Source organism: Thermodesulfobacteriota bacterium, assembly GCA_025062045.1.
GTDB lineage: Bacteria > Desulfobacterota > Syntrophorhabdia > Syntrophorhabdales > JANXAF01 > JANXAF01.
In genome coordinates this window covers 326-17,942 of record JANXAF010000006.1, presented here as the reverse complement: position 1 = coordinate 17,942, position 17,617 = coordinate 326, and the positions used below count along the sequence as shown (strand labels likewise).

At 43.0% G+C, this 17,617-nt stretch carries 19 protein-coding genes; 7 read left to right on the top strand and 12 right to left on the bottom strand.

Features of this window, described 5'->3' with window-relative positions; all coding sequences use genetic code 11:
* Nucleotides 1–14: 14 nt before the first annotated feature.
* From NZ583_05555 to NZ583_05520, 8 genes are read right to left on the bottom strand one after another with little or no spacing between them, the layout of a single operon-like run.
* A complete protein-coding gene (locus tag NZ583_05555; GenBank protein ID MCS7281078.1) occupies nt 15–1,349 on the bottom strand; it encodes a trypsin-like peptidase domain-containing protein in 1,335 nt (444 codons plus the stop codon).
* A complete protein-coding gene (coaBC, locus tag NZ583_05550; protein ID MCS7281077.1) occupies nt 1,336–2,574 on the bottom strand; it encodes a bifunctional phosphopantothenoylcysteine decarboxylase/phosphopantothenate--cysteine ligase CoaBC in 1,239 nt (412 codons plus the stop codon). Before coaBC ends, NZ583_05555 begins: the two co-directional genes overlap by 14 nt.
* A 9-nt stretch (nt 2,575–2,583) precedes the next feature.
* A complete protein-coding gene (locus NZ583_05545) occupies nt 2,584–3,744 on the bottom strand; it encodes a D-alanyl-D-alanine carboxypeptidase (GenBank protein ID MCS7281076.1) in 1,161 nt (386 codons plus the stop codon).
* Nucleotides 3,741–4,493, bottom strand: a complete 753-nt coding sequence (locus tag NZ583_05540; protein MCS7281075.1) for a slipin family protein — start codon at nt 4,491–4,493, stop codon at nt 3,741–3,743. The genes NZ583_05545 and NZ583_05540 overlap by 4 nt, the downstream gene beginning before the upstream one ends.
* Nucleotides 4,490–5,788, bottom strand: coding sequence for a nodulation protein NfeD (locus NZ583_05535; protein ID MCS7281074.1), 1,299 nt, complete (start codon nt 5,786–5,788; stop codon nt 4,490–4,492). The genes NZ583_05540 and NZ583_05535 overlap by 4 nt, the downstream gene beginning before the upstream one ends.
* A complete protein-coding gene (gene coaD / locus NZ583_05530) occupies nt 5,785–6,276 on the bottom strand; it encodes a pantetheine-phosphate adenylyltransferase (protein ID MCS7281073.1) in 492 nt (163 codons plus the stop codon). The genes NZ583_05535 and coaD overlap by 4 nt, the downstream gene beginning before the upstream one ends.
* Nucleotides 6,277–6,834 carry a 16S rRNA (guanine(966)-N(2))-methyltransferase RsmD gene (rsmD, locus tag NZ583_05525; GenBank protein ID MCS7281072.1) on the bottom strand — a complete coding sequence of 186 codons (558 nt, stop codon included), beginning with the start codon at nt 6,832–6,834 and terminating at the stop codon, nt 6,277–6,279.
* Between the two features lie 9 nt (nt 6,835–6,843).
* Nucleotides 6,844–7,788, bottom strand: coding sequence for an ArsA family ATPase (locus NZ583_05520; GenBank protein ID MCS7281071.1), 945 nt, complete (start codon nt 7,786–7,788; stop codon nt 6,844–6,846).
* An 86-nt stretch (nt 7,789–7,874) separates the two neighbouring features.
* Between NZ583_05520 and NZ583_05515 the strand changes: the two genes are divergently transcribed.
* Genes NZ583_05515 through serS form a run of 4 tightly spaced genes read left to right on the top strand, consistent with a single transcriptional unit; the run spans nt 7,875 to nt 10,979 of the window.
* The gene (locus NZ583_05515; GenBank protein MCS7281070.1) at nt 7,875–8,699 is read left to right on the top strand and encodes a TatD family hydrolase; all 825 of its coding nucleotides are present in this window, start codon (nt 7,875–7,877) and stop codon (nt 8,697–8,699) included.
* On the top strand, nt 8,647–9,198 hold the full coding sequence (locus NZ583_05510) for a cysteine hydrolase (protein MCS7281069.1): 552 nt from the start codon (nt 8,647–8,649) through the stop codon (nt 9,196–9,198). Before NZ583_05515 ends, NZ583_05510 begins: the two co-directional genes overlap by 53 nt.
* A complete protein-coding gene (locus NZ583_05505; protein ID MCS7281068.1) occupies nt 9,195–9,710 on the top strand; it encodes a GerMN domain-containing protein in 516 nt (171 codons plus the stop codon). Before NZ583_05510 ends, NZ583_05505 begins: the two co-directional genes overlap by 4 nt.
* Nucleotides 9,711–10,979, top strand: coding sequence for a serine--tRNA ligase (gene serS, locus NZ583_05500; protein ID MCS7281067.1), 1,269 nt, complete (start codon nt 9,711–9,713; stop codon nt 10,977–10,979).
* A 2-nt stretch (nt 10,980–10,981) separates the two neighbouring features.
* On the opposite strand, the gene secF is transcribed toward serS, so the two are convergent.
* The 4 genes from secF to NZ583_05480 form a co-directional block, all read right to left on the bottom strand.
* Nucleotides 10,982–11,890, bottom strand: a complete 909-nt coding sequence (secF, locus tag NZ583_05495) for a protein translocase subunit SecF (GenBank protein MCS7281066.1) — start codon at nt 11,888–11,890, stop codon at nt 10,982–10,984.
* Entirely contained in the window at nt 11,890–13,482 is a 1,593-nt protein-coding gene (gene secD, locus NZ583_05490; protein MCS7281065.1) for a protein translocase subunit SecD, read from the bottom strand. The genes secF and secD overlap by 1 nt, the downstream gene beginning before the upstream one ends.
* A gap of 88 nt (nt 13,483–13,570) precedes the next feature.
* Nucleotides 13,571–15,757 (bottom strand): xanthine dehydrogenase family protein molybdopterin-binding subunit, encoded by a 2,187-nt coding sequence (locus NZ583_05485; GenBank protein MCS7281064.1) that lies wholly within the window; start codon nt 15,755–15,757, stop codon nt 13,571–13,573.
* A complete protein-coding gene (locus NZ583_05480; protein MCS7281063.1) occupies nt 15,754–16,218 on the bottom strand; it encodes a (2Fe-2S)-binding protein in 465 nt (154 codons plus the stop codon). The genes NZ583_05485 and NZ583_05480 overlap by 4 nt, the downstream gene beginning before the upstream one ends.
* 243 nt (nt 16,219–16,461) lie before the next feature.
* Here NZ583_05480 and rpsL point away from each other — a divergent pair, with 243 nt between their 5' ends.
* From rpsL to NZ583_05465, 3 genes are all read left to right on the top strand, one after another.
* A complete protein-coding gene (rpsL, locus tag NZ583_05475; GenBank protein ID MCS7281062.1) occupies nt 16,462–16,836 on the top strand; it encodes a 30S ribosomal protein S12 in 375 nt (124 codons plus the stop codon).
* A 12-nt stretch (nt 16,837–16,848) separates the two neighbouring features.
* On the top strand, nt 16,849–17,319 hold the full coding sequence (rpsG, locus tag NZ583_05470; protein MCS7281061.1) for a 30S ribosomal protein S7: 471 nt from the start codon (nt 16,849–16,851) through the stop codon (nt 17,317–17,319).
* Between the two features lie 22 nt (nt 17,320–17,341).
* The coding region (locus NZ583_05465; protein MCS7281060.1) for a GTP-binding protein at nt 17,342–17,617 on the top strand (276 nt) is incomplete at its 3' end.

Below are 17,617 nucleotides of genomic sequence, written 5' to 3'. Positions count from 1 at the left end.
ATCCAAATACCCCCTCAAAGCAGATTCTCTAGTTTGAGCGGCACAAAATGGGTCATTCTGTTTCGGAGTATTTGATAGAGGAGATAGTTCCTCTTTATACCATCAAGCATAAGTCTCTCAAATTCTTCTTTGCTCTCTACCGGGACATTATTGATCTTCAAGATAAGATCCCCGGCTCTCAATCCTGATGAATGCCCAACACCACCTTTTGTGACTTTGCACACGATGGCGCCTTTTTTCTCCTTTACCCTATACTTTAAACGAGTGTAGGCGCTCAGATCGGAAACCCTTATGTCCAAAAGACTGGAGTCAACCATAGTAGGTCTAAAATTGATGATGTCTTTTACGTCCATAACTATTCGTTTATCTTCGTTATTGCGCATAATCCGGATCTCTAGAGTCTCTTTCCCTTCTCTTATCATATTTGTTATCTCTTTCAGCTTCAAACCTTCCTTTATTTTTTTTCTGTTTATTTCCACTATTCGGTCCCCTTTTTTTAGTCCATAAATGTGAGCGGGACTTTTCTCTATGACCTTTTTTACGAGAAGTACGTTATAAGGACCTTCCTTTAATTTTTCAACGAATATTCCTATTATCGGTTTGTCCTTCTTTGCCTCTATTAGATTGGCTATCATCCTCTCGATGTCGTAGGCTGGAATGGCAAAACCTATCCCTTTTCCTTCACCTAAAACTGCAGTTACAATTCCGATTAGGTTTCCCTCCGAATCAAGAAGGGCACCTCCGCTATTACCTGGGTTTATGGCGGCGTCCGTCTGTATGAGATTGGCAAATACCCGACCCTCAACCTTAAGATTCCTACCCAAAGCACTGATAACACCCGTGGAGACTGAACTCGAGAGCCCGTATGGATTGCCTATGACTACTACACTTTCTCCGACCATCAGATCTTTTCTTTTTTTAAGTTTCAGATACGGAAAGGGTCCGTCACTTCTTATTTTTAAGACCGCAAGATCGAACTCGGGATCACAACCTAAAACGTCCGCCTCATATTCTTTTCCGTTGATGAATGTGACTCTTATCCGGATGGCTTTTGAGATGAGATGCTCATTAGTTAGGACAATCCCCGTAGGATCTATAACCACACCTGAACCAATATTTTCGTAGAGATCTTCTTCGTCCTCATATTCATCGGAAAATAATCGATTAAAAACGTTGGGTTGCCTTTGGGTCAATTCTGCAATATATTCTTCCGTTTTTATGTTTACAATTGCAGGACTGACCCTTTTGACGACAGAAACAACAGACGAATACTTTGCTAAACCTTGGGAGGTGAAGAAAAGCACAAAGATAAAAAGGAAAAAAGAGATGAGGTTTTTACAACCAGTCATCCTCCATTTTCTTTCTTTTCTTTATTATCCTTTTTACGGCATCGAGTATGATATTTGCGATCTCCTCCTTGCTCATTTCGGGAATATGTCTTACCTTTCCGTGTGCGTCTATGATAGTAACTTCGTTTCTATCGGAACCGAATCCGATTCCCTCCTTTGCGACGTTATTTGCGACGATCATGTCTAGGTTCTTCTTTTTTAGCTTTTCGTATGCATTCTCCACTAAGTTTTCGGTCTCGGCAGCAAATCCCACAAGGATCCTGTTTCCTTTGATCTTTCCAAGTTCGGCAAGTATATCAGGATTCTTTTCAAGTTCTATAACGTAAGTTTCATCACCGTCCGTTTTTTTTATCTTCCTTATACTTTCATTTTTGCATCTAAAATCGGAAACCGCTGCTGCCTTTACTATTACCGTTGCCTGTTCGAAATGCTTTAACACCGCGTCCCTCATCTCTAAGGCTGTTCTTACTTTTACCAGATTGATATCATTCCTAGGTGGAGGAAGGTAAGTCATCCCACTTATGAGTGTAACCTCAGCTCCCCTTCTTTTAGCAATCTTTGCTAATGCGTACCCCATTTTGCCGGATGATCTGTTCGTTATGCATCTTACAGGGTCTATGAACTCCACAGTAGGACCTGCGGTAATAAGTATCCTTTCGTTTGCTAAATCCTTTTCGGTAAAGATGTCCTCCATCTTTTCCAGAATGTCTTGGATAGGAGGAAGCCTTCCTTTACCCTTAGTACCACATGCAAGGTCTCCTATTCCCGGCTCCATAAGCTCGTATCCGGCCTCTTTTAACTTCTGAACGTTCATCTGTACTATTTTGCTTTCCCACATTTTAGTGTTCATGGATGGCACAAATAGAACAGGTACTGTGGTCGCCATAACCATAGTGGTTAAAAAGTCATCGGCAATACCGTTGGCGATCTTTCCTATAATATTTGCCGTTGCCGGAACTATCACCATCTGGTCTGCTATATCCGAAAGTGCGATATGTCCTATCTTTGAACCCGAAAATAACTGAAACATCTCGTGGATAACGGGATGTCCAGAAAGGGTCTGAAATGTGAGAGGAGAGACAAACTGCATGGCGTTTTTTGTCATTACAACATGGACGCTAGCCCCTCTCCTTGTGAGTTCCCTCACAAGTTCGCAGGTTTTATACGCCGCGATACCGCCTGTGACCGCTATTATGATCTCCTTGTTTCTCAGATTTGTGTACACTCTCCCACCTCAGATGTTCAATCCTGATCTTCTTATGAGCCTTGTAACAATATTCGCCTTTGGAATGTCAAAAGGGGAGACTATGTCAACCTTACCAATTTCAGTTCCCTCAAGTCTAAAAACAATTTCTCCAAGCTTCTGTCCCTCTTTGATTTCTCCATGTATTCGCTCTGAGAGTTCAACAGCCATATCTGGCGTGTGGCCCCCATCCTTTCTTACCGGATACTTAAATGAAGAGGAAGCCATACCTTTGAATTTTGTGATTTTTCCATCCGGAAGAAATATATCCTTATTGATGATTTCGCGCTCCCTCACAAGCTCCTTCAAGGACCACTCTGAAAAAGTCTTATTTATAAGCTCCATCGCGAAATCGTCGCGAGCCTTGGCAGTAGGACTTCCCATGATGACAGCTATTATCCTGAAATCCCCTTTCTTGGCTGTCACAGCAATGTTATATCCGCAAATCTTAAGATATCCCGTTTTAAGTCCGTCCACCAACCCCTCCATTCGGGTAAGTAGTCTATTGTGATTTACTATTTTTAAGTTGCCATTTCTTAAGGTCTCCGTTTTTATTGATGTCCATTCTAGGATCTTGGGATACTTTAGAAGTTCCCTTGCAAGGATAGCCACGTCTTTTGCAGTTGTGAGATCCGTGTCGGTTTGGCTTAAGCGGGGAAGACCATGGACAGACTTATAGAGGGTCTTTGTTAGGCCGAGGGCTTTTGCTTTGCGATTCATTAGTTGAACAAAATCTTCTGCGGTCTGCGCCAATCTTTCAGCAATGGCGTATGCCGCGTCATTTGCAGATGCCACAAGTGTCGCCTTCATAAGTTCTTCCAGAGTAAAAAGCTCACCCTCTTTGAGATAAATCTGGCTCCCACCCATCTTTGAAGCTTCTTTTGATACTCTTATCTTTTCGTCTAGACTTATCTCATTCGCCTTTAACTTTTCCAGTACTATTAGGGAAAGCATGAGTTTCGTTAAACTCGCAGGGGCTATCCTTTCATCTTCATTTTCCGAAGCTAGCTTAACCCCAGTTCTCTCTTCGATGACTATGAAGGATCTGTAAGGTTTTATGGAATCATTCTTTGCTCGATTAGATGCCCCGTACCCAGAGTCGGTAGAAAGGATCAGAAAAAATGGGAGCGCTATAAGCGCTAGTATCCTCATGTCCGGACTTTCTCAAGAAAGGGTTTTACTAGATCTATGGGGATGGGGAATATTATCGTTGAGTTCTTCTCTGTTGAGATCTCTATGAGGGTCTGTAAGTATCTGAGCTGCAGAGCTATTGGATTTCTAGACAGTATATCAGAAGCCTCTGCAAGCCTTGTGGCTGCCTGGAATTCACCTTCTGCTCCTATGATCTTTGCTCTTCTTTCCCTTTCTGCTTCAGCCTGTCTTGCTATCGCTCTAAGCATCTCCTGGGGAAGATCTACGTTCTTTATTTCCACGTTTGAGACCTTTATACCCCAAGATTCGGTATGTTGATCGAGAATCTCCTGGAGCCTGTCATTTATCTTCTCGCGATGTGCCAAAAGCTCATCCAGTTCTGCCTGACCAAGCACACTTCTAAGAGTCGTCTGAGCAAGCTGACTTGTGGCGTACAAGTAATTTTCAACGCTAATTATTGCCTTTAGAGCATCTATGACCCTAAAGTATACAACCGCATTTACCTTTATAGATACGTTGTCCCTCGTTATTACGTCTTGGGGTGGAACGTCTAAGACTACCGTTCTTAAGCTCACCTTCACCATCCTATCTATCACAGGAATGAGGAGTACAAGACCTGGTCCTTTCGGCGCTCCTAAAACCCTTCCTAGCCTGAAGACTACACCCCTTTCGTACTCGTTGAGTATCTTTATTGCGCTTGCGAGTATAAATATCGTGAGGATGATGAAAAAGGCGTAAATCGGTATCATGGGCCTACCTCCTTCTTTTTTACCTTAAGAATCAAGCCATCAACTCTTTCCACTATGACCCTTTCCCCTTGTTCTATGGGTTCTGAGCTTTTAGCGTTCCATATCTCGCCGTGTATTAAAACTTTTCCATCATCGTGGATAAAGGTTTTGGCCAAACCTTCTTCTCCTACAAGCCCTTCTTTTCCGGTTTTCACTTTGGAAAACTGGGCCTTCACAGCATAAGAAAGTACTCCCAAAAAGAAGAGGGCTGACATTAAAGTTACCGCAAGGATCGACTTCCAGGAGATTGAAAGAACGCTAGAGGGAAGATCTACAAGCATTATAGATCCAAGTACTATCGAGATTATACCTGCTATGGCCAGCAACCCGTGACTTACAACCTTTAGCTCCAAAATGAAGAATATTATGCCGAGTATGATTAAGAAAAGTCCCGCATAACTTATAGGAAGAGCCTGAAATGAATAAAGAGCAAGTATTAAGCATATTCCCCCTATAACACCTGGAAAGATCGAACCTGGATTATAAATCTCGAAGAGAATGCCATAAAGGCCTATCATCATGAGGATGTATGCCACATTGGGATCACTGATGTAAGAAAGGAACCTGAATTTGAAAGGCATCTCTATTTCAGTTACTTTTTTGTTTTTTGTGTTGAGGGTCCTCTTTCCAGTTCGAGTCTCAACAGTTTTTCCGTGAATTTTTTGGACGAGTTCGTCTAAATCATTGGCTACAACATCGATGACGTTCTGTTTTAATGCTTCTTCAGCCGTTATGGAAGCACTCTCTCTTACAGCTCTCGATGCCCATTCCACGTTTCTCTTTCTCTTCATGGCAATACTTTTTGCGTAAGCTTCTGCATCTCTTACGACCTTCTTCATCATTTCCTTGTCAACCTTTTCCTTCCCTATTGTTACCGGGTGCGCAGCCCCAACGTTTGTACCAGGTGCCATGGCGGCTATGTGAGAAGCAAGAAGGATTATGCTACCTGCGGATGCTGCCCTGGCACCGGGCGGAGCAACGTAAACTACGATCGGGACATCCGACTCCATTATCGATTTAACTATATCCCTCATTGAAGTATCGAGCCCACCTGGTGTATCAAGAAGGACAATCAAAGCCTCCGCATTTTTCTTTTCCGCCCTTTCTATGGCTTCTTTTATAAAACCTGCAATAGGCGGATTTATCACTCCCTGAACCCTAATCTTTAGAAGTTCATCCGAGAAGGCAAAATCTATTTCAGCCGCCAAAATAAAGTAGAGAAAAAAAATGGGGATGTATGCTAATTTTAGCTTCATAAGTCTTTTTGGAATTTTTCCTTTAGCCTTTTTTCCACATTGGGAGGCACGAACTCTTTTACAGAGCCACCGAAGGAGGCAACCTCTTTTACTGTTCGGGAGCTCACAAAGAAGAAGTCTTTGCTCGTCATCATAAATATGGTATCCATTGCCGGATTTAATGTTCTATTGACTGAGGCCATCTGGAATTCATACTCAAAGTCGCTCATAGCCCTGAGTCCCCGGATGACAAAATTCGCCTTTACCCTTCTTAAATAGTCCACTAGAAGTCCATCAAAACTATCTACAACGACATTTTTTCTGTCTTTTACGACCTCCCGTATCATCTCCTCTCTCTCTTCGACAGTAAAGAGTGCCTGCTTTCCAATATTTTTCGCTACCGCGATGATTACCTTATCGAATAGACGGAGTCCTCTATCTAGGATGTCCAGATGACCGTAAGTGATAGGATCGAATGAACCAGGGTACACAGCTACCTTCTTTGCCATTTAATTCGCTCCTTTCGTCCTAAATACCGTGACGCAGCTGTCCCCGTACTTTTTTGTGACCGCTTCCTTCGAGGGTGCGATCTTTGGAACCTCTTTTTTTGAATGCTCAACGATTATGAATGAATCTTCCTTGTGCAATGGATAAAGTTCAAGTCTCATAAGGGTTTCATTTACATGGCCCATCCCGTACGGAGGGTCAAAGAAAATTATATCATACTTGGCGCCCCTTTTATAAAGAAAAGGGATCGCCTGGTAGACATCCATCCTTAAAACAGAACACTTCACCTTAAGTCCCAAAAGTTCCACATTCCGTTCTAAAACCCTTATCATTCTTTCATCCTTTTCCACAAGGGTTGCGGACTCTGCCCCCCTGCTTAGGGCTTCAAACGAAAATATCCCGGAGCCAGCAAATAGTTCGAGCACAGTATAACCGCAAATATCTCCAATCATGCTGAATATTGCCTCCCTCACTTTTGAGGATGTGTAGCGTACGGTCTTGATATTAGAGATGGTAACCGTTCTTCCCTTAAGGGATCCTCCAGTTATTCTAAGTGCCACCTTCCTGAACTACGAAAAGAGCTCCTCCTTCACCTTTTGGATTCTCCTAAGACCTTTTACCTCCTCAGCAAAAAGCGGAAGCTCCACAAAACCAAAGTAGCTAAATTTTTCCTTTAGCATTCTTATGTAATTTTCTTGCATGGCCTTTCTTGACCTGTGAAATTCGCAATCGGCTTCCTTGATGACGTTATTGATGACTACATAATCAACGGAAAGGCCATTTTCCTTAAATTCCTTTATGATCCTTTCTGTAAGAGAGATCCCTAACGCCTCGGGTATAGTTATTATGACATACCTCGTCTTCTGCTTGTCCCTGATGAAGTACACTATCTTTTCGGCCAGTTTTTCCCAGCTGGCTATAATTTCTAGAAGGGTTCTTTTGGATTCCTTAAGCCTTATGGCATCTTTTAACCTCTCAAAATAACTGTAAAGGTTCATGTAGAATTTTGTTGCCGCCTCCATGTGCCGGAGGAAAAGGTGGGGCAATTTTAAAAGTCTAAGTGTATGACCGGCAGGCGCAGTGTCCCACACGACTAAGTCATACTTTGAACCTTCAACGAGCTCTATTATGAAGTGGAGCATGTACTCCTCTTCTATCCCAGGTGCTGTTCCAACATAGTCGACAAAATCGTACTCCACGTTTGCAAAAGAAGATATGACCTCATATATTTCCTCGCCGAACCGCTCCTTCCACCTACGGAGTATTACATCTGAGGAAATTTCAAGGCCGTAAAGCTCTAAATCGGTCAAAATTCTCTTTTCTTCGTTTCCTATTTCCGTTTCGAAGATATCAGAAAGGGAAGGAGTAGGATCGCTCGATATGATAAGAACCTTTTTATTCCTTTCGGCTGCCTCGAGTGCTATGGCTGAAGCGCAGGTCGTCTTTCCTACCCCGCCTTTTCCTCCAACCATAATGAGGTTAGGCTCACCTGAAAACAAATCTTTAAGTGACATGGTCTTTATTTATGCATCATAAACCCGTGCCATGTCCAGTGAAAAATGCTGGAGTTTAGTCTAAGGGATAGGTTATTCTATCTCCCATGGTGCTTGTTGATTCTCACTGCCATCTGGAACTAGAAGAATTCGACAGGGACAGGGATGAGATACTTCTTGAGTCAAAAAGGGAAGGACTCGCTTACATCCTTATCTGCGGCACCGAAAAAAGATACTTCGATAAGGTTTTGGAGATAACGAATAAATACGACTTCGTTTTCGGAGCTTTAGGTATCCATCCTCACTCGAGCATTGAATGGAAGAATGTGTCGCCCGCTCATCTTAAAAAGCTTTTCGCACACGAAAAGATCGTAGCTTACGGAGAAATCGGTCTCGATTTTTACAAGAATTACTCTCCACCTGACATTCAGAGGGATGCGTTTGCCTCACAGTTAAAATTCGCTAAAGAGAACGGGCTTCCAATTATAGTACACTCGAGGAGTGCAGAGACTGAGACGATAGAATTTTTAGACCTCTACTACGGAGAAGGCCAAAAGGGGGTCATACACTGCTTCTCGTACGACAAAGATGCGGCAAAAAAATTCCTTGACAGGGGATTTTTTATTTCCATTCCCGGAACGGTGACTTACAAAAATAGTACTAAGATAGTCGAAGTTGTAAAATACTTACCCATAGACTCACTACTTGTCGAAACCGATGCTCCTTTTCTTGCCCCGTATCCAAAAGTGGGGGAGAGAAACTTGCCCTATTACGTAAAGTACACCTTCCAGAGGATTGCTGAAATCAAGGGAATTGGTGTGGATCTTTTGGGAGAATCGGTCGTAAACAACTTTAAAAGACTCTTTCTTGGAGGAATTAATGAAGCCAGCAGTAATAGTCGTGGACATGATAGTGGCAAATCTTACCGATAAAAACGAGGAAGCAATTAAAATTGTCGAACCATTGAAAAGCTTTTTGAAGATCATGAGGGAGGGAAACTTCCCGGTCGTTTTTGCCTGTGACAGCTTTCTCGAAGAAGATTTCATCTTCAAAGGTAAACTAAAAAAGCATGCTATACGGGGAACTGAAGAGGTAAAACCTTTTCCCGGTCTTGGAATCGAAAAGACGGACATAATTTTAGAAAAACGGAGGTTTAGTGCTTTTTTTAAGACCGACTTAGATCAAACACTAAGGACACTTGGTGTAGATACCGTTCTGGTCTGCGGGATTAACACTCACTTTTGCGTTCTTGCGACAGCTTTTGACGCGGTATGCCTGGACTTCTTCACGATAATTTTAGAGGATCTATCTGCAGCCTATAAGAAAGAGATACATAGGACGGTTATTGAGCTTTACAGATTTACCGCCATGTATCCGCTTCTTAGAGTAATGAAATCTGACGAATTTTTAAAAGAACTAAAAGATTCGTGAAAAAAAGACGAAGATTAATAGGGTTAGCAATACTTCTCGGTATTGGGATTTTGGCTTTCTGTATTTCAATCTGGTTTTTAAAAAAAGAGAGCCTTACACCAATCTCAAAGGAATACGTTCAGGAAGTAGAGCTTTACCTTCCGGTAGATTATAATTCGCTACATGTCAAGCGAATAGTTTTAAAAAGTCCAAAGGAGACAGACAAGCTTGCCCTTCTACTAATAGAGAAATTGAAGGAGGAAAAAGTTGTTCCTTCGGGAACTGAAATTCTTCACTTTGCGCTCGATGATGATGGGGTAATTTATCTTGATCTTTCGCCGCACCTGCTTGAAGGAGTTGATGAAAGCTCCGAACTTGTCGTGGTATACAGTATTGTAAATACTTTCATAGCCAATATTAAGAACGCGAGAAAAGTGCAACTTCTTGTAGATGGAGAACCGTTGTATACTATAAGTGGTCTAATTTACACACTATGGCCACTCGAATACACAAGGGAGGTCACGGGGGATTGAATGATAAACCCAAAATTTTTGAGGGAAAAGAGAGAAGTTCTTATTGAGGCGCTAAGAAAAAGGGGAACCGATATTGCCATAGAAAGGCTCTTTGAACTTGACGAAAAAAGAAGGGTATTGATTCGTGAGGTGGAATCTAAAAAGAACGAAAAAAACAGACTTTCAGATGAGATTGCTAGAATGAAGAGGCAAAATCTGGATACAAGCGAGAAGATCGAGTTCATGAGGGCTCTTGGGAAAGAGATAGAGGAAAAAGAGAAAGAACTGAGAGAAGTTGAGAAAGAGTGGGAGAATCTCCTTCTTTGCGTGCCTAACATTCCTCATGAGTCTGTACCGGAAGGAAAGGACGAAAACGACAATAAGATCGTAAAGATCTGGGGAGAAAAACCTAACTTCAACTTTAATCCTTTGCCCCATTGGGAGCTCGGAGAAAGACTCGACATCCTCGACTTTAAAAGGGCATCAAAAATTGCCGGCTCAAGATTCACCCTCTATAAGGCACAGGGAGCCCTCCTTGAAAGGGCACTCATAAACTTTATGCTCGATTTACACACAAAAGAACACAATTACATTGAAGTTCTACCGCCGTTTATAGTTAACCGACAAACGATGCAGGGTACAGGTCAGCTCCCAAAATTCGAAGATGACCTTTTCAAACTGGAAGGTCTCGACTATTTTCTCATCCCCACAGCCGAGGTTCCAGTAACTAACATTTTCAGTGATGAAATCTTAAGAGAGGAAGACTTGCCGATAAAACTCTGCTCCTACACTCCTTGCTTCAGAAAGGAAGCGGGAGCTCACGGTCGCGATACAAGGGGTCTTACAAGACAACACCAGTTCAACAAGGTGGAACTTGTAAAATTTGTAAAACCTGAAGAGTCGTATGAAGAACTAGAAAGCCTGCTTCTAGATGCCGAAGATGTGTTAAAAAGACTTAACATACATTATAGGGTTTCCCTCCTTTGTACAGGCGATCTTGGTTTCTCATCCGCAAAAACATACGACATTGAGGTCTGGCTGCCAGGCCAAAATATATATAGAGAGGTGTCGTCCTGCAGCAACTTCGAAGATTTTCAATCAAGGAGGGCAAAGATAAGGTACAGAAAGAAGAATGGAAAGATCGAGCTTGTTCATACGCTTAATGGTTCGGGTCTTGCCGTAGGAAGAACCGTAATGGCGATCATGGAAAATTATCAGACAGAGGATGGAAAGATTATAATCCCTGAGGTTTTAAGACCCTACATGCACGGACTAACCTATATAGGATAGAGTCACAAGACTCTCCTTCGCCACACGTACACAAGAGGGCTCGCAACAAAAACCGAAGAATATGTCCCGATTACCACCCCCAGAAAGAGCGCCAATGAGAAATCGAAAAGCACTGGTCCTCCCAGAAGAAGGATCGCACTTATCGCAAGAAGGGTCGTCAAAGAAGTGATAATAGTTCTAGACAAAACCTCGTTTATGCTCCTATTGATTATCTCTTCAAATGTGAATTTTGTTATAAGTTTTGACATGTTCTCGCGTATTCTGTCGAAGACGACAATCGTGTCTGTCAAAGAATAACCAGCGATTGTAAGAAGTGCCGTGATCAATAGGATGTTTATCTCTTTTCCGAGCACGTAGAATATCCCGAGGACTGCAAGTACATCGTGAAAAGTGGCTATAGTTGCCGCAACACCGAAAACAAATGTAAATCTCCAAGCGATATAGATCACAATTGAAATAACTGCTATGACTATTGCAATTATCGCGTTCCTCTTTAGCTCCCTTCCAACGGAAGGACCAACTGTTGTAACTCCTAAAATCTGGAAGTCCTTTTCGCCAAAGTAAGATTTAAGGACCGAGCTTACCCTTTCTGCCTCCACATTGGGATCTGCTTTTTCGTACTTCGTCTTTATAAAAAAGTCCGTTGTACCTCTTATCTCTTGGATTTGAGCTCTGTCTATGCCTCCTTCCCTTAAAACTTCCCTTAGTTCCCCAACAGGAATCTGTCTACTGAAACGTAGGTGAATATGGAGTCCGCCAGTGAAATCAACACTCATGTTGGCCTTTCCGAGGGATACCATTAGAAGTGCAAAAAGGCCCAAAGCGACAAGAGAAGAGGAAAGAAGAAAAGCCTTCTTTCTCTGAGATAGAAAATCGAAATTCGTCTTTTTTATGATTTCAAAAAATTCCATCAAATGCTGAGACTCCGTGGTTTGTATTTCATAATGATCCAGTCAAATATGGCTTTGGATCCAAAAACAGCCGTAAAAAGATTGATTATGATACCTATGCTCAATGTTACTGCAAATCCCCTTATGGGGCCTGTTCCAAAGATAAAGAGGATGAATGTGGTAATGAGTGTTGTCACGTGGGAGTCGAAGATGGTGACCCAAGCTTTCTCATATCCACTCTCTATTGCTGCCCTCGGTGTCTTTCCGAGTCTAAGTTCCTCCCTTATTCTCTCGAAAATGAGTACGTTCGTATCGACACCCATGCCGATTGTGAGAATTATCCCCGCGATACCCGGCAAAGTGAGAGTCGCTTTTAAGGCAGTAAAAGCACCAAAAAGATAGATCATGTTAAGAAGAAGTGCGATATTAGCTATCACCCCGGATCCGCGGTAATAAAAGACCATAAAGCCTACCACAAGCAATGCTCCGAGTATAGATGCCCGAACACCCCTTCTTATTGAATCTTGGCCCAAGGTCGGACCTATAGTTATATTCTGAACCACTTTGACCGGTGCCGGAAGAGCTCCAGCCCTCAAAACTATTGCAAGATCCTTTGCCTCATCCATGGTGAAGGCACCGGTTATTGACGCTTTGCCTCCTGAAATTCTCTCCTTTATCACCGGTGCCGAGTACACGACGTTGTCGAGTATTATCGCCAGCCGTCTACCCACGTTTTCGGCGGTAATTCTCTCGAATATACGCGCTCCCTCTGAGTTAAACTCTAAAGCAACGTAAGGTTCACTTCCAAGCTCCCCTCCTATCTTTACAGAAGCATCGGTCAAAAACTCGCCGGTGAGAACCGTCTGTTTCTTAAGAAGAATTGGTACTTTTGTTTCGACTCCAGTTTCTCTACTCTTAACCCTCATCGGTAAGACCTCACTTCCCTCTGGAGGCGGCCCACCGGTATACGTTTTCATATTCTCTTCATCCACAAGCTTAAACTCCAGCATAGCCGTCTTTCCTATTACATCGAGAGCTCTCTGCGGATCCTTTACCCCGGGAAGCTGGATAAGTATTCGATCCTCCCCTTCTTTTGTAATCACCGGTTCTACAACTCCAAATTGATCTATTCTGTTCCTGATAATTTCGAGCGCCTGAAGTGTCGCATTCTCTTTAATGTCCAAGAAATGGTTTTCAGGAAGTACGAATGTGACTTCAATCTCATCAATCTTTTCTTTTTGATTTACAAACTTCAAATCGGGAAATTCGTTCATAACTAAGGTAAAAAGCCTGTCTTTGTGTTCAGGCCTCAAAGATACGGTGATCTCTGTCTCTTTTCTTCCGAGGGAAAGGAACCTCACCCCATGCCTTATCATCGAGTCTTTTAACGTCTCGACCTTTCTGTCCATAACCGAATTCAAAAGTTTTTCAGTATCCATTTCGAGAAGGAGATGTATACCGCCTTTCAAATCGAGACCGAGATTTATCTTATCCGTAGGAAGGTACTTCTTAAGACTACCTTTTATCTCCACGAAATTGGGAAGACAGTATACACACGAGATCAAAAGAAACACGGCGACAAGAGTAAAACGGAACTTCAAGGATCTAAGCAATCCAAGCCCTCTGCCAAAGATATAGGACGGCGTAAAAACCTATCCAGATTATACCTGCGGATAGTAATTGTCAAGAGAAAAGCAAAAACTACTTCTTCTTTAAAGCCTCCAGTACAACTTTGGGTGACAAAGGTAATCTTCTTATTCTTACTCCAGTCGCATTAAAGAACGCATTCGCAATTGCCGGCGCAACGGGTGTTACACCTGGCTCTCCTATTCCTCCGATCTTCTCCTTACTATCTAGTATCTTAACTTTTATCTCAGGTACCTCGCTCATCCTTATTATCCTGTAGTCGTCAAAATTCGAACTTTTTACTCCTCCTTTCTCAAACACTATCTCTTCTTTAAGAGCCGTGCTGACACCTAGAACGATGGCCCCTTCAATCTGAGAGACAGCGTTTTGAGGGTTCACGCAAGGACCGCAGTCCACGGCACAACAAACTTTCTCAACCCTTATCGAACCGGTTTTCTCGTCCACCGAAATCTCCGCAACCTGCGCAACGTAAGTACCAAAGCAGGAATGCTGTGCGATACCTATGCCCTTGCCCTTTGGTAATTTTCTTCCCCAGCCTGCCATTTCTTTTACTGCCTCAAGTACAGCCCTTGCTCTAGGGTTGTTCCTGAGAAGATGCATACGAAACTCAATAGGATCCTTTTTCACAAAATGGGCAAGTTCATCTATGAAACACTCAACTACAAAAGCATTTGGCGCATTTTGCACCGATCTCCAGGGAGCAGCTGGTATTGGAAGCTCAGAAAGATACTGTTCCACGTAAAAATTTGGAAACTCGTAAACGGTAGAACTAAAAACCGGAGGTGGTGGTGAATCCACAATCCCCCAGAGACAGAAATAGTCAACACCATTCTTTATAGCGGCAGGGTTGTAAAATCTGAGAATGGAGGTACAGACAACTTTATGGTGCCACCCTATAACATTTCCTGCTCCGTCAAGGGCGGCTTTAATCCTTTGACAGGTTGCGGCCCTGAACCAGTCACGCTTTATGTCGTCTTCTCTCGTCCAGACAAGCTTAATGGGCCTGTCAACCTGTTTTGCTATTTCGCATGCCTCAATAACATAATCTGTCATGGCCTTTCTGCCTAAACCGCAACCCAAAAAAGTGGTGTTTACATGGATCTTTTCGGGTGGAATCCCCAAAACCCTGGATGCTGCCATTCTGGTTCCAGTTTGAGATTGGGTCGGAGCCCATATTTCACATTTATCTTTTTGAAAGTGTACGGTGATGTTTATGGGTTCCATAAGGGCGTGGGAGATGTGGGGCACGTAATAGATAGCCTCATAAACGGATTTTGCTTCAGAAAGTGCCCTCTGTATATCACCCTCGTTTTTGGCCACAACGCCTGGTTTGTCAAGACATTCCATAAAGTACTTCTCCACATATGGACTGTCCATATGAGGATGAGAACCTTCGTCCCACTTTACATTTAAAGCTTCCACACCTTTATATGCCGAGTAAAAATCATCAGCCAGAACCGCAATCCCCTGGGGAATCTTTAAAACCTTCTTCACACCCTTAATGGCCATCGCGGCTTTCTCATCGTATAATAGTGGTTTGGCATTGTATGCGGGTGGATGGGCGACTACCGCGTATAGCATATTAGGCACTTCCACGTCCAGACCAAAAATTGCCTTACCTTCCACTTTATCTGGAATGTCGACCCTTCTTATGGACTTCCCCATGTATCTAAATTCCTTTTCGTCTTTGAGGGGCGGATTTTCCGGTACCGGAAGCTTTGAAGCATAAGGAACCAGCTTTCCGTACGTTATCTTTTTTCCTGACTTTTTGTGGATGACAGTACTCAGCTTTGCAAAACATTCTTCCTCGGGAACTTTCCAGAGATCTGAAGCTGCTTTAACCAACATGACTCTACCTGCCGCACCTGCCTTTCTTAGTACGTCATAAAATCCTCTGATGCTTGCACTTGCAACGGTGATCTGGGCGCGAAGAATCGGGTTTCTGAACGCGTCGTCAGACCCTTTTTGTTTTATCGTAACAAGTTTCCAGTCTGCCTCAAGTTCATCAGCTATAATCATTGGTTGGGAAGTCATAGAGCCTTGACCCATCTCAGAATTACCAAAGTATATCGTAACCCTGTTATCGGGAGTTATCTCGTACCACACGGTGGGCTGAAACTTTTCTATGTCCTTTTTTTCTGATGCGTTTATTATCTTTGGACCGAAGGGTGTAAGAGTTATTGCTATAACAAATCCTGTCGTTTTTAGAAACGTTCTTCTTGTCATAATCAAATCCTTCATTTTCCTCCCCCCTTCCTTAAAAGTTCAATCGCTTTTTTGACGGCTCTTTTCATACGGGGATATGTTCCGCAACGGCATATTATGTCATCCATCTCTTTTATGATCTTTTCTGGATCCGGATTTGGCGTTTTAGAGATAAGGTATGCTACCTGCATTATCGTTCCGGGCTGGCAGAAACCGCATTGAGGAACCTGTTCGATAATCCAGGCCCTCTTTACCGGATGGTTTTTGGGAAGACCCTCTATTGTCACTATCCTCTTTCCTTGAACATCCCCGACGGCCACTACACACGAACGTTTTGCAACACCATCGATATGGACGGTACAGGCTCCGCATTCCCCTATCCCACATGCATACTTCGTCCCGGTGAGTTTTAAGTGGTCCCTAAGAACCCAGATAAGGGGCGTGTCAGGAGGAACATCGATTTTATATACTTTGCCGTTGACGTTTAGGGAAATCATACAAACCCCCTTTCGTGAGATTCATTTTCGATTTTTGTTCATCTTAAGCGCGTTTGTCAAGAGAAAATTGGCTTGTAAAAAAAGGGCTTTCAAAACTCCTGGAAGCCTCAAAAACCAAATGTTGAGAAGGCATCCCTCCGTCGTTTTTGCTTGACATAGGAAAAAGAAATTGTTTAATATACAGAGTTTTTTTAAGACGCCCCTAATCCCTCGGCAAAAGGGATTATTTTTTGGAGGTTTTTGATGCCTACGATTAACCAATTGGTTAGGCACGAGAGGAAAAGTGTCAAAAGAAAAAGTGCGGCTCCCGCCCTTACCGGTTGTCCTCAGAAAAGAGGGGTTTGTATAAGGGTTTACACCACTACTCCGAAAAAACCGAATTCGGCTTTGAGAAAAGTTGCTCGTGTCAGGCTGACAAACGGGATAGAAGTCACGGCTTACATCCCTGGGATAGGTCACAATTTGCAGGAGCACTCGGTTGTGCTTATAAGGGGTGGTAGGGTTAAAGATCTTCCTGGCGTGAGGTACCATGTGATAAGGGGAGCGCTGGATGCGGCAGGTGTGGCAAATAGGAAGAAGAGTAGGTCTAAGTACGGTACGAAAAGACCCAAGCAGTAAAGGGGGGAAAGTATGCCTAGAAGGGGTCATGTAAAAAGGAGAGAAGTACCGCCTGATGCAAAGTACGGGGATCCGCTTGTCCAAAAACTCATAAACTGTGTTATGTGGGATGGAAAGAAAACCATCGCAACACGGATCGTCTATGAGGCTTTTGACATAATACAGAAGAAAATGAAGGAGAACCCCTTAAAGATATTTCACAAAGCCGTTGAAAATGTGAAACCAGAGCTGGAAGTTAAACCGAGGAGAGTTGGAGGAGCAACGTACCAGGTACCGGTTGAGGTGAGACCTGAAAGACAGATTTCTCTGAGTATTCGTTGGCTCATCAAATATGCCAGGGAAAGGTCGGAAAGGACCATGAAAGAAAAGTTGGCCGCGGAGATAATGGATGCCTATAACAACAAAGGTGGTGCCATAAAGAAGAAGGAAGATACTCATAAGATGGCCGAAGCTAACAAGGCTTTTGCACACTACAGGTGGTGAAATTATTTAACGGAGGTCTTATATGTCCAAGAAAAAATTCGAACGGACCAAACCCCACGTGAACATAGGTACCATAGGCCACATAGACCACGGAAAGACCACCCTTACATCCGCAATAACAAGGGTATTGGAAAAAAAGGGTCTTGCCACATGGGTACCCTTTGATCAGATAGATAAAGCACCTGAGGAAAAGGAAAGAGGAATAACTATCGCAGTTGCCCATGTTGAGTACGAAACTCCAAAGAGACACTATGCTCATGTAGACTGCCCTGGCCATGCAGACTACATAAAGAACATG

Excerpts from the sequence above, each read along its gene's own strand:
- NZ583_05545 (MCS7281076.1), bottom strand. The coding sequence starts at position 3,744 with ATGAGGATACTAGCGCTTATAGCGCTCCCATTTTTTCTGATCCTTTCT.
- rpsL (MCS7281062.1), top strand. The coding sequence starts at position 16,462 with ATGCCTACGATTAACCAATTGGTTAGGCACGAGAGGAAAAGTGTCAAA.
- NZ583_05515 (MCS7281070.1), top strand. The coding sequence starts at position 7,875 with ATGGTGCTTGTTGATTCTCACTGCCATCTGGAACTAGAAGAATTCGAC.
- serS (MCS7281067.1), top strand. The coding sequence starts at position 9,711 with ATGATAAACCCAAAATTTTTGAGGGAAAAGAGAGAAGTTCTTATTGAG.
- NZ583_05480 (MCS7281063.1), bottom strand. The coding sequence starts at position 16,218 with ATGATTTCCCTAAACGTCAACGGCAAAGTATATAAAATCGATGTTCCT.
- NZ583_05510 (MCS7281069.1), top strand. The coding sequence starts at position 8,647 with ATGAAGCCAGCAGTAATAGTCGTGGACATGATAGTGGCAAATCTTACC.
- secF (MCS7281066.1), bottom strand. The coding sequence starts at position 11,890 with ATGGAATTTTTTGAAATCATAAAAAAGACGAATTTCGATTTTCTATCT.
- coaD (MCS7281073.1), bottom strand. The coding sequence starts at position 6,276 with ATGGCAAAGAAGGTAGCTGTGTACCCTGGTTCATTCGATCCTATCACT.
- rpsG (MCS7281061.1), top strand. The coding sequence starts at position 16,849 with ATGCCTAGAAGGGGTCATGTAAAAAGGAGAGAAGTACCGCCTGATGCA.
- NZ583_05485 (MCS7281064.1), bottom strand. The coding sequence starts at position 15,757 with ATGAAGGATTTGATTATGACAAGAAGAACGTTTCTAAAAACGACAGGA.
- NZ583_05540 (MCS7281075.1), bottom strand. The coding sequence starts at position 4,493 with ATGATACCGATTTACGCCTTTTTCATCATCCTCACGATATTTATACTC.
- NZ583_05535 (MCS7281074.1), bottom strand. The coding sequence starts at position 5,788 with ATGAAGCTAAAATTAGCATACATCCCCATTTTTTTTCTCTACTTTATT.
- NZ583_05555 (MCS7281078.1), bottom strand. The coding sequence starts at position 1,349 with ATGACTGGTTGTAAAAACCTCATCTCTTTTTTCCTTTTTATCTTTGTG.
- NZ583_05520 (MCS7281071.1), bottom strand. The coding sequence starts at position 7,788 with ATGTCACTTAAAGATTTGTTTTCAGGTGAGCCTAACCTCATTATGGTT.